The sequence below is a fragment of the Allobosea sp. 05T422_2 genome (assembly GCF_056396265.1).
In genome coordinates this window covers 1-11,753 of the sequence record NZ_JBFTLD010000212.1, presented here as the reverse complement: position 1 = coordinate 11,753, position 11,753 = coordinate 1, and the positions used below count along the sequence as shown (strand labels likewise).

Below are 11,753 nucleotides of genomic sequence, written 5' to 3'. Positions count from 1 at the left end.
CTCTCGGGATGCATCGGGGAGACAATGTTCAGTGTCGAACTGCATCGAGAGAGCGACAACGCCAAGGCGACCTGCATGAGCAGCGTCTACTCGCCGGGCTTGTTGTTCGCGGAACGAAGCCAGATACGAGATGTTTCACGCTGCGTAACGGCTTGCCTGAACAAGGGTTTCACCGTCGCTCAGCGTCCCCAGGGCATCTCGATTGACACTCTCGCACCTGACGCAGTCGCGGAGGATGATTGCGCCCATCATGCGCAAGCGATAGCGGCCGGTTCGGCCCCTGGGCGGAAGGGCGGCGATTCCGGCGCCCCAACCCGCCCTCGCCGTCTCAGTCAATGACGAGTGCGCTGCAGCACAAAATCTTTCGCGACTGCGAGGTACTGTCATTCCTTGCGGCCTCTACTGTCGTGCCGGCTCGCTCGTGCAACTTAGGGAAGACATCTCCGGGCCGCTTGTCGCAAGCTCCGCTCACAGAACGCGTGCCTGGTTTGCCGCTCTCGCCGGTTTTATTTCACTCGACGAGAGGTCTGCCAGCAAAGACACGCAGTGCCGAAGTCTTGGCATCATCAAGTTAACATTTGTTAATGCTCTGTTCACAGAGATTTAATCCAAGATTGAATCCCACATTGAGGCGGCAATTTGCGTATTTGATGAATTTCGCAGGAAATCAGATCACGGTTATTTGCATGAACATTTCAGCTTCGCKACGGTAATATGGATACGAAGTCGGATTTCAACCCGGCCTCGTGCTTTGGAACGCAGGAGATCAGTCATGATCACTTACAGGATTGCCCTTGTCGGAGGCCTTCTCGCGCTGTTCGGGATGGCCAACACGGCGCAGGCCTACGAGTTCGGCCCCGAAAGCATCATCCACGAGCAGTACGAGAACCCGCTCGMCCTGCAGGAGCAGCAGCAGTATCGCGCCTATCATGAGCACATGAAGGAGCTGCGTGAGCATCAATATTACGCACCGGCGATGCGGCGACATCACAGCTGAGAGGCAAGCACCTCTCGGAGGCAGGGGCCGCCCCAGCGGCCCCTCTTTTTTGGATGCCGGCTCTACGCCGGTGCCGAAGCGCGCGAGCCGGCCGCCGGCAATCAGGGCGCGGCGTGGCCGGCTCCTCCCTCCCCGCCAAGCTCGACCCAGTAGCCCGGCTGATAGGGCAGCGGCAGGAAGCGCTCGTGGAGTTCGCGCAGCGTGGCTTCGGGATCGAGATCCGGGAACAGATCGGGATGGAGCCAGCGGGCGATCCTCTGGATCGCCACGAACTGATAGGGATTGTTGTAGAACTGATGCCAGATCGCGTGGACGCGCCCGCTCTTCACCGCGGCCGTATGGGCGAAGGCCGGGCGTTTCGCGAGATTGGCGAGTTTTCGCTTCGCCTCCGCGAGGTCCGCGCCTGGCCCGAGCCCGACCCAGGCGCCGCCCGGCGCCAGCGCGCTCCAATTGCCGCCGGTCGCGATCACCACATCGGGATTCATGGCGATGATCGTTTCGGGGTTCACCGTGCCGAAGGTGCTGGGCAGCAGGAGGCTGCCGAGATTCCGCCCACCGGCGACCTCGACCATTCTGCCGAAATTCTCCGGCCCGAACGTCATGCAGCAATCGTCGGAATAGCCGGGTATCCGGTCGACCATGACGAGCGGCCGCCTGAGATCGGCCACCCCGGCCAGGCGATCGGTGACGCGCGCGATCTCGCGAGAGCGAAAGGCGATGAGTTCCTCGGCGATCTCCGAGCGGCCGAACAGGCGGCCCATCAGCCGGAGCGACGGTTCCGTGTTCACGAAGKGCGCATGGCGGAAATCGACATAGACCACGGGAATGCCGACGGAAGCGAGCTTTTCGACAAGCTTCGTCTCCGCGCTCGCGATCTGGGCCTCGACATTGAGGAACAGCACATCGGGCTTCAGGGCGATCACCGTCTCGATATCGAGATTACCCTCGCTCATGGCCCMGAGCGCCGGCAGCGCCGCAATAATGGGATAGCGCTCGAGATAAGCGCGGTAGCTGTCCGGATCGGCCTTTTGCAAATCGTCGCGCCAGGCGACGATGCGGCGGAACGGCGCCTCCCGGTCGAGGGCGGCGCCGGCGTGGATCTGCCGCCCCTCACCCAGGATCACGCGCTGGACCGGAACCGCCACCGTGACGACGCGCCCGAGCACATCGGTCACGGAGACCTGCTCGGCCGATGCCGGCACGGCACTCGTGATCACCACGAGTACCAGGGCGAGGCAGTGCAGGAGCGCCGCGAGCCCCTGCCCGCATGCGCCGATACCGGGGCGCCGATCGAGTTCGCCGCGACCCGCCATTACAGGTCGACCGACATCGAGAGCCGGAAGGTGCGCGGCGCACCCGCATAGAACGTCCCGAACGAGGCGACGCTCGACCAGTATCTGGTGTCGGCGACGTTCTGGACGGTGGCGCGGAAGGTCGTCTTGCGCCCGGCGATCTCGGTTGCGTAGCGCGCGCCGAGATCGACCCTTGTCCAGTCGGGCAGCGACTGGGTGTTGGCCGTATTGATGAACTGCTTGCCGGTGTGGATCAGCGCGCCCGTCAGGGTCAGCCCCTTCACCCAGGGCAGATCCCATTCGGCGCCGAGATTGAGCTGCATCGAGGGAACGCCGATCGGCCGGTTGCCGAGATTGGCCGCGAGCGCCGGCTTCGTCAGTTCTCCATCCAGCAGGGTGGCGCCGCCAAGCAGCCGAAGCTCGGGGGTGATTTCCCCGTAAACATTGAGCTCGAGACCGCGCACGCGCTGCTCCCCGCTCACCGAAAAGACTCCGCTGCCGCTCAGCTCGGCACTCGGCTTGGTGATCTGGAAGGCGCTGATGCCGGCGCCGAACGTGCCGAACTGCGCCTTCACGCCCGCCTCGTACTGCTTTGCCCGATAGGGCGCGAAGGCCTCGCCGGCATTGGTCGCATTGGTCGGCGCGATATCGCCGCGGCTCAGCCCTTCGACATAATTCGCATAGAGCGAGACGTTGCTCAGCGGACGCAGCACGAGTCCGACCACCGGGGTCGTGGCCTGCTCGTCATAGGACGAGGTCACGGCGCCGGTCGTGGTCGAGTAATTGTTCGTCTCCACCGATTGGCGGCGCACCCCCAGCGTCAGCAGGACGCGCTCGTCCAGGATGGAGAGCGTATCGGCCAGCGCAACGCTCGTGAGATCGCTGTCCGAGGTTCGCGCGCGGGGGACGCGGGTCGCATATTGTGGTTGGGTCAGGACGGGGGCGTAGATGTTCGAACTCACGGGCCGGCCGGCGGTCAATGCCCGCTCGATCTCGTCGTGATAATAGGACGCCTGGAAGGTCAGCTCATGCTTGATGAAGCCCGTCTCGAAGCGGGCCCKGAGGCCGCCATCATAGGTCTGCCGGCCGATCGCCAGATCGAGATATTGCGGGGTGTAGGTGACATCGCCTCGGCCGTTCAGGATCGTCGGCAAGGGCGAGTTGCCGAAGAACCGGTCGACATGGGATTGCGAGCCGCCGACATTGGCGAAAACCGTCACATTATCAGTGAGATCGTACTCGTTCTTCAACAGCACCGAGCCGTCGTCGATCCGTGAATGCTCCCAGGGCTGGATCACGTTGCGCCGCCCGCTCGGGGCCGCCGGCACCGCAACGCCGGGGCTGGCCAGGAAGGGTCGCGTGGGCGCGTCCCAGTAATCGCGCTGCGCCAGGACATAGAGCCAGCTGCGGAAGCGCTCGCCCTGGTAGTCGAGCGCGAGCGAGCCGATGCCCGTGCCGTTGTACTGCCGGTCGACGGCGGTATCGCCGCCGCGCAAGCTGCCATTGACCCGGACACCGAACTCGCGGCCCGCGCCATAGCGCCGGGCGACGTCGAATGTGGCGCCGCCATAGGCTTTTGACGCGAACTCCGCGCCGATCCGGGTGAGATCGCCCTCCGCCCGCTTCGGCACGATGTTGATGATCCCACCGATACCGCCATTCGGGGCGATGCCGCCGAGAGCCGCCGCGGGCCCCCTCAGGACCTCGATCCGCTCGGCATAATCGGTGAAGACGCGATAGTTCGGGGCAACGCCGAAGACGCCGTCAAAAGCGATCTCACCATTATTGCCTTCCGAGATCGGAAAGCCGCGAATGTTGAAGGAATCCACGATTCCGCCCGACGGGTGCGAACTGCGCACCGAGGGATCGAGGATCAGCGCATCGGCGACCGTCGCCGCCTGCAGGTTCCGGATCAGGGCTGCCGTGTAGCTCGTCATGTTGAACGGCGACTTCAGGGTCTGCGTATTGCCGAGCAGGCCGAGCCTGGCCCCTTCCGCCACCTGGCCGCCGGCAAAGGGGGGCGGGACCTCGCTCTTCGTGCCCTGCCCGTCCACGACGATCTCGTCGAGCTGCACGCGCGTCGGCGCGGCGCCCTGAGCCAGGGCGCCCGTTGCGCCCAGGCCGAACATCCCCATGCCCAGCAGCGCCGGGACCACGCGGCTCACCATTGGATCGCTTCGAAGCTTCATCACGCCCTCATGAAAATTCAAAAACATGCCGCATCGAACAATAGCGGCGTGGTTCATGGGGCTTCGTATCGATCAATCCTTATTAACCGTCAACAACACGGGAATGATGTACAAACATACATTTTAAACATCATTCGTAGTGTCGATTATTACTTTCGACTAATTCAAAAATGACTTCGACATCAGGAAATAAATCTGACCAGACAACCACTTGGCGCGAGCCCATTTCAGCCCAAAACGGATCATGCACACCGGCGCAGGCCCCGGCTCGCGCCGGCCGGGCACTCGCACCGGATTCCCGAGGGCCAGTCGATTTCAATTTTTGCAGGCCGCCCGGACAAAATCAGAGGCAGCCGACCGACGGGAGGGCGGCAGCGTCAGGCCGCGTAGAGACGGACGAGATCGCGCGCCGACGAGATTTCGTCGCAGATCCATTCGTCGACCAGCTTGACCTCGCGCCGGCGCCGCATGTCGGGCGGACGGACGAGGTAATAGGAGGCGCCGGTCGGCACCGCCTTGCGCAGCGGCACGACCAGCCTGCCGGCCTGGATCGCCTCATGGGCCAGCACGACATCGGTCATGGCGACCCCGAGCCCGGCTTCGGCGGCGCTGAGCGCCATGTCGAGGGCGTCGAAATCGAGGCCGCTGCGCGGATCGAGATTCGTCCCCGATTTCTCCGTCCAGGTCGCCCAGTCCTGTCGATCCGGCAAGGGGTGGAGCAGCGTCGCCTGGGCGAGGTCAGTCTCGCTGGCCTGGCGCCCGGCGAGATAGCCCGGTGCGCAGACCGGGAGGATCCATTCCGCATAGAGCTCGGTCGTGTAGTCGCGCGGCCAGTTGCCGACGCCATAGCGGATGCCGAGATCGGCATCGGTATCGTTCAGCGTCATGTCGTTCAGGCGCGTCTGGACATTCACCTTGATCAGCGGGTGCCGCTCCTGGAAGGAGCGCAGCCGCGGCAGCAGCCAGCGCAGCGCGAAGGTCGGCAGCACCTTGATGGTCACGGCTTCGCGGTCGTTCTGGAACGGGTTCACCGCATTGGCGATATGATCGAACGCCTCCTTGACGCTGACCGCGAGACGCTGGCCCGCATCGGTGATCTCCAGGCCATTGTGAGTGCGCAGGAAGAGCTGGGCGCCGAGCTGCTCCTCCAGGATGCGGACCTGGCGGCTCACCGCGCTCTCGCTGACATGCAGAGCGAGTGCGGCCTTCTTGATGCTGAGCTCGGCCGCCACGATTTCGAAGCAGCGCAGCGCATTCAATGAGKGGAGCCTGCGGGTCAAAGCGACCTCCTGCTATGTGTCCGGGTCGCGGAGCCGGCCGCTGCCGGCCGCGCCAGAAGGCGTCACCACGCCCCGGCGACGTCTTCAGCTGATCTCCATGCGCGGGTCGAGGGCATCCCTCAGGCCATCACCAACGAAATTGAAGCTCGTCACCGCCAGTGTAATGGCGAGACCGGGCATGATGGCAAGCCAGGGCGCGCTCGACAGGTAGATCTGCGCGTTGTTGAGCATATTGCCCCAGCTCGCGTTGGGCGGCTGGATGCCGTAGCCGAGAAAGCTGACATAGGATTCGAGCAGGATCGCCTTGGCGACATTGAGCGTCGCTGCGACCACGATCGACGCGACCGCATTGGGCAGGAGGTTGCGCCACATGATCCGCAGGCTCGACGCCCCCATCGCCCTGGCGGCGACCGCGTAATCCTGGTCGCGCAGCGCCCTGATCTGCGCCTCGACGATGCGCGCGACATTCATCCAGGATGTCGCCGCGATCAGCAGCGTCATCGAGAGCAGGCCGGGCTTGACCAGTGCGGCCAGCGCCAGGAGCAGGAAGATCGTCGGAAAGCACAGGATCGCATCGACGAAGCGCATCAGGAGCGAGCCGATGATGCCGCCGTAATAGCCTGCGATCATCCCGACCCCGGTCCCTGCCGCGATCGCGATCGCCATGGCGGTGAAGCCGATCGCGAGCGAGATCCGCCCGCCCATCATCAGCCGGGCGAGGATGTCGCGGCCGCGTGTATTTGACGTCCTCGGCGGTGAACGGCGTRCCGTCATGCCATTTCACGTCCCGGCGCAGCTTGATCTTCCAGATCAGCCCGTCGGCGGAAAGCCCGCCATTGCCGACGCTCGGAACCTCGGTCGCGAGATCGGCGACGAGCCTGCCCTGCGGATCGATCGACCAGAGCGGGTTGAAAAGCTGCCACCAGACGCCCTGGTCGACCTCGCTGCCGGGCATCAGCGGATTGAAGACGGTCGGTTCCTGCGAAATCCCCGCGATCACCTGGCCACGCGGCTTTTGCGGCGGCACCAATGGACGGGCCTGCGCCTGCTGGACCGGCGAAGCGGGTTCGCCCTTCCCGATCGGCGACACCCTCATCCCCTATGGCTATATGTGGTGGATTCCCGTCCTCGATGATCCCGCGCTCAAGGGCACCTTCCAGGCCGAGGGCATCTATGGCCAGTACATCCACATCAATCCGCAGAAGCGCCTGGTMGTCGTGGTGCTGAGCGCGCGCTCGAAGCCGAGCTTTCGTCAGCGCCTCGAGATCAATGACGACGCCCTTTTCGCGGCGCTTGCCCGCGCCTTGTGAGGGACAGGGCCGGAGTGCGTTTCCCGCAACGATGGACAAGGGCGTTCGCGCGGCATCCTGTTGCCCGAACTGGCACCATATTGGCCTGGATTGCGAGAAGAGGGCAGAGGCGAACCGACGAGCAGGTAGGTCTGCGACGACAGATCACGCAGCTTGTCCGGGCAATAGGCTGCTCATCGCATCCAGCGCCCGGGAGACCTCAAGGGAGTTTCAGGCCGCGCTCGGCATGCGCGAGATGAAGCTCGCCCGGGTGACCGAAATCTTCATGCCCCCGGCCCCGCTCTGCGCCTCCATGACGGCGTCGAGCTGCTTGACGAGCGCTTGCACGATGGCCGTGCCCAGTCCGGTGCCGGCGTCGCTTGCCGTCTTTCCGATGCCATTATCGGAGACGATCAGCTTCCAGTCGGCACCGTTGATCTCGTAGGTGACGAGGATCATGGCATCGGCCCGGACGACGGGGAATGCGTATTTGATGGCATTGATGACAAGCTCGGTGACGATGAGGCCGAGGCTCACGGCTTGATCGGAACGGATCGCTCCTGAATCCGCCATCACCTTGACCGTGATGGGCTGGCCCTCCCCGACCATTGACGAGGCGAGGCTGCCGCAAAGCTTGGTGAGGTAGGAGCTGACCTCGACCTGGTCGATCGCCTCGGAGGTGTGGAGATGCCGCTGCACTTCGGCGACCGACATGACGCGTTGATGCGCATCCTTCAGGTGCTGGCGGGTTTCCTCCGATGAGACAGCCCGCGCCTTCAGCAGCAGGATGCTGGCGATGATCTGGAGGCTGTTGGCGACGCGGTGCTGGATTTCCTGAAGCAGGACATCCTTCTGGCGCAGCAGCTCTTCGGTTTGCCTGAGAAGCTCCTCCTTCTCCCGCTCGACCGCCCGACGCGCCGTGACGTCGGTGCAGGTGAGAAGGATCCTTGTGGCCGAGCCGTCTTCGTCGACCATCTGCCGGGCATTCAGGAGAATGGTCCGCCGGCCGAGATCGGGACAATCATGCTCGACCTCGAACCCGTCCATGACGGCATGCGTGGGAATGATCCGTTCCAGAAGAACGCGAAGGGCAGCGATGTCCCATTGGCCGTCGCCCAGCGTGGAGAGCGGACGGCCCGGCGCTTCGTCAGGATCGATGCGGAAGGCGGTGCAGAAGGCGTTGCTCGCTGCCAGGACACGAAGCTGATCGTCGAGCACAACAAATGGCTCGGGGATCGTATTGACGATCGCCTGCGCCAATGTGCGTGGGTCTGCCATGTCTTGAGAAATCCTTCTGGGACGCGGCAAGCCCCCCGGCGGGGAGCACAAGCGCATTCTCGGGCCGGCGACCGGCCCGTTTCCGAGGGATAATACACCTTGCAGTCATCACTGTCGCAGCCCGAGCGGGGCTTTCGGGCTTCCAGAAGGGTCCAATGCCCTCATCGCGAATGACACCGCCGATGGCCGTCTTCGATCACCGCCGAGCCTGCGGTCTGGAGTAACTGACGTCCTGGATCATCGGACCGGAAATCGTATCCGGTTCGTTGATCTAACCCTTTGTGTTTGCATCGTCTTTCTCGAAAACCGCAATCCACTTTTCGGGCCGATGCCTTAGAGGGTCCAGTCCGGTCGAAGGGCGTTTGCGGATCGCCCCGCCGCGACCAGGGCTGACTGACCGACCGCAGCCTCCGCGCCATTCACTCACGCGGGGCAACCGCGAGATCCAGGGCTTCACATGCCGGGGCACCGGAGCGGGTTCGTTCCGGTGCCCTCTCCTGGGGATTACTGGCCCACCACGGCCGGAAGCCCCTGCGCCCTGGTGATGGCTGGGGGGTTCCATTTGCCGGTCAAGACCTCGGATTTCKGGCCGTAGAGCCGCATCGTCAGATTGAACTCGCCCTTCGGCGCCGGAAGCCAGTTCGCCTCCTTGTCCTTGCCCGGATTGGCATTCTGGAAATACAGGTCGAGCGATCCGTCGGCGCTGAATTTGAACGGCATCCAGCTGCTGACCGCAAAGCGATCGAGACTGTTGGCGACCTGAAATCCCTCCGGGTCGTAGAGCGTGACCGACCAGAAGGCGTTCACGGGTGGCAGGGCGCCCTTTTCAAAATGCAGCGTGTATTTGCCGGCGCCGTCKAGCGGCTTGCCAGATTCGTCACCGAGATTGAGGGGGTAGACCGCATCTTCGGGGAGATTGGCGCCCAGGCCTACCTGCGCAACGATAGCGCGCTTGAGATAGTAGTTTCCGTAGACGCCCATGGTATCGGTGTTCATCGACCAATGGTTCGCCACCCGGGCGAGCGTCGGGATCTTCCATTCCATGAGCTTCTGCCCGGCCTCGGGTGCAGCTTCGAGGCCCTTCTTTACCGCCGGCGGGAGCTTGTCGATATCGAAGCTCTCGCCCGGCACGATGCCGATGCGCTTCATCTGAGCGATGATCGGCTGATCCGTGGAATGCGGCGGATGAAGCTTCAACAACTCGGCGGCGTAGGCGAAGTATTTAGCCGCAGGCATGGTGTCGACCTGAACCTTCGGCGGCGTCTTCATGTCGATGCTGGGATCGATCTTCACCTCGACCGGCTTCGGCGCCTTGCCCCAGTCGGACAGGGCCGTAACCTTGTAGCCGGCCTGGACCTTGTGAACGGCCTCATAATCCGGCGGACCGTCCGTCTTCGTCCGGCCGATGATCCAGACATAGGGCGTCGGCGCGCCGATACGCGCCATCCCGGCTGGTACCGTCCCGGTCCAGCCAGGAGGTGTGATCAGGAAATTGCCGGCTTGCGTCCCCGTCGTCCGCCATCCCGGCGATGCGAAGACGTCGGTCCACATGTCGAGCATGGGCAGAAGATAGTAACGGCCGCCCGTGTCGGGTGCGGAGACGACCTGCGGTTCCTTGGTCAGATCGAGCCACGCAATGGAATAGAGCGTGTCGAAATTAACCCGGACGACGACCTTCATATCGGCCGGCGGGAACGCCGGCACGTTCACGAACATGTTCATCGGGCCCTTTCCGAATTCTTTTCCGGCCTCGATGTTCGTGGATTGCTTGCGGGTTACGTCCATGGAGAGCAATGGATAGAAGTAGAGATAGGCATCGACCCCAATGGCTTGAGCCTCAGCTTCGGTCAGCGCTGGCTGCGAACCCTGGGCCATCGCGATATGTACAGATCCAAAACCAAGAAGAACACCCAGAGACAATCCAATTGCAATTTTATTCATTTCAGTCTCCCGCTTCCGCTAGAGATGTCAGAACTTAAATTCGGAAGCCCAGAATTTATCTTCCGTAGATCAGTATACCGATGCACCGATTTATGTAATCATCGATTTGATATTCGGCGAACATTTGTTGTCGACAAAGGCCACGCAGAATTCATTGTGACTGAGAAGGAGACCGCGTMAATTCGTAATGGAGCGGGAGAGCCGACATGCTTGGCCTCTGCCATGAAGGCCGAACCTGGCCGTTACACGACGCGCCTCGGCGCCATTCCTGCTGGCCTCCTGCGCCAGTTCGCCATCCCGACCATCCGAATGCCCGGCTCTGCAGCCCTGCGAGAGCGGAGCACGTGCCAATGCCATGGATGACGTGGCCGTATAGTGCGCTAAGCTTGCCCTGCCGAGCTCGTGGGCTGCCCCTGCTGAATGGGTTCAGGGTCCGACTTATCCTGGCTTGCAGGGGCTGAGCCGACGTCTTCGAAGCGAGGCGCAGTTCGGGACATGTGCCATGAACATCTCGATGTCGCGTCTCCTGCTGATCGCCGCGGCGGCCTTCGCGCTGCTCACCGCCGCCGTCGTCGGCTATCTCTCCTGGTCGCAGCCCCTGCATCTGCGCGTCGCGGCCGGCCCCAAGGACGGGATCGATGCCAAGCTGCTGATCGCCTTCAATCGCCTGCTCGACGTCAACCGGGCCGGGGCGCGCCTGGACCTGGTCACGACGGCCGACATGCACGAAAGCAGTCAGCTGCTGGAGAAACGGGAGGTCGACCTCGCCGTGCTGCGGCTCGACGATCCCCTGCCGACCGGGGCTGCACTGGTCGCAATGCTGCGCACCAATCTCATGATCGCTGCAGCACCGGCCAGGCTCAAGCTGGAGACCCTCGCCGACGTGAAGGGCAAGCGCCTCGGCCTTGTCTCCCGCTCACCGCTCGACGAGCCGTCTTTCGTCCGGCTGCTCGACATGGTGGGCCTCACACCGGCAGATGTCCGCATGACGATCATCAAGCCCGAGGATGTCGCCCGGCTCGTCGCCGGCGGACAGCTCGATTGCGTCGTCGTGCTCGGCGTCCCCGCCGATCCCGTGGTCAGGGACGTGGTTGCCGCGGTCGGCGACAAGCGCAAGACTCCCCCGACCATCCTCAGCATCGAGCTTGGCGAGTCCCTGAAGCAGAACACACCGGCCGCCAGCTCCGAGACGATCGAGAAGAACGCCTTTCCGCGCCTGTCCATTCCCGACGACGATGTCGACACGGTCGGGGTTCCAACCGCGCTGGCCGCCAATCGCGCCTCGACCGGCCCCATGCGCGTGCGGCTCTACAACAACGCGATCATGGAGGTGACGCGCGGCCTGCTCGAACGGCGCAGCGAGCTGGCGCGCGAGATTCCGCTGGCCAGCCTGATCACCCCGCCCGACAGCGAAAAKGACGCACGCTTTCCGCTTCACCCCGGAACCGCCGCCTATCTGGAAGATACGGACACGAGCTGGTCGACCC

At 63.5% G+C, this 11,753-nt stretch carries 8 protein-coding genes and 1 pseudogene; 2 read left to right on the top strand and 7 right to left on the bottom strand.

Features of this window, described 5'->3' with window-relative positions:
- Positions 1-772 precede the first annotated feature (772 nt).
- Entirely contained in the window at positions 773-997 is a 225-nt protein-coding gene (locus tag AC1DJT_RS27065) for a hypothetical protein (RefSeq protein ID WP_476835254.1), read from the top strand.
- A 101-nt stretch (positions 998-1,098) separates the two neighbouring features.
- Here the strand turns inward: AC1DJT_RS27065 and AC1DJT_RS27060 are convergent, their stop codons facing one another.
- The 7 genes and pseudogenes from AC1DJT_RS27060 to AC1DJT_RS27030 form a co-directional block, all read right to left on the bottom strand.
- Positions 1,099-2,310, bottom strand: a complete 1,212-nt coding sequence (locus AC1DJT_RS27060; RefSeq protein WP_476835253.1) for an ABC transporter substrate-binding protein — start codon at positions 2,308-2,310, stop codon at positions 1,099-1,101.
- Complete coding sequence (locus AC1DJT_RS27055) at positions 2,310-4,478, bottom strand: TonB-dependent receptor (protein WP_476769513.1); 2,169 nt, start codon at positions 4,476-4,478, stop codon at positions 2,310-2,312. The genes AC1DJT_RS27060 and AC1DJT_RS27055 overlap by 1 nt, the downstream gene beginning before the upstream one ends.
- A gap of 377 nt (positions 4,479-4,855) precedes the next feature.
- Positions 4,856-5,758, bottom strand: coding sequence for a LysR substrate-binding domain-containing protein (locus tag AC1DJT_RS27050; protein WP_476835252.1), 903 nt, complete (start codon positions 5,756-5,758; stop codon positions 4,856-4,858).
- An 84-nt stretch (positions 5,759-5,842) separates the two neighbouring features.
- Positions 5,843-6,532 (bottom strand): ABC transporter permease, encoded by a 690-nt coding sequence (locus tag AC1DJT_RS27045; protein ID WP_476835251.1) that lies wholly within the window; start codon positions 6,530-6,532, stop codon positions 5,843-5,845.
- Positions 6,492-6,854: pseudogene (locus tag AC1DJT_RS27040) on the bottom strand (ABC transporter substrate-binding protein); the annotation flags it as partial. The gene AC1DJT_RS27045 and the pseudogene AC1DJT_RS27040, both read right to left, overlap by 41 nt.
- 424 nt (positions 6,855-7,278) lie before the next feature.
- The gene (locus AC1DJT_RS27035) at positions 7,279-8,325 is read right to left on the bottom strand and encodes a sensor histidine kinase (protein WP_441506867.1); all 1,047 of its coding nucleotides are present in this window, start codon (positions 8,323-8,325) and stop codon (positions 7,279-7,281) included.
- Between the two features lie 504 nt (positions 8,326-8,829).
- Positions 8,830-10,266, bottom strand: a complete 1,437-nt coding sequence (locus AC1DJT_RS27030; protein ID WP_476835250.1) for a DUF1254 domain-containing protein — start codon at positions 10,264-10,266, stop codon at positions 8,830-8,832.
- Positions 10,267-10,768: 502 nt separating this feature from the next.
- Between AC1DJT_RS27030 and AC1DJT_RS27025 the strand changes: the two genes are divergently transcribed.
- On the top strand, positions 10,769-11,753 hold a 985-nt coding region (locus AC1DJT_RS27025), incomplete at its 3' end, for a TAXI family TRAP transporter solute-binding subunit (protein WP_476835249.1).

Bases quoted from the DNA above. Each gene is read 5' to 3' on its own strand.
- AC1DJT_RS27035 (WP_441506867.1), bottom strand. From the start codon at position 8,325: ATGGCAGACCCACGCACATTGGCGCAGGCGATCGTCAATACGATCCCC.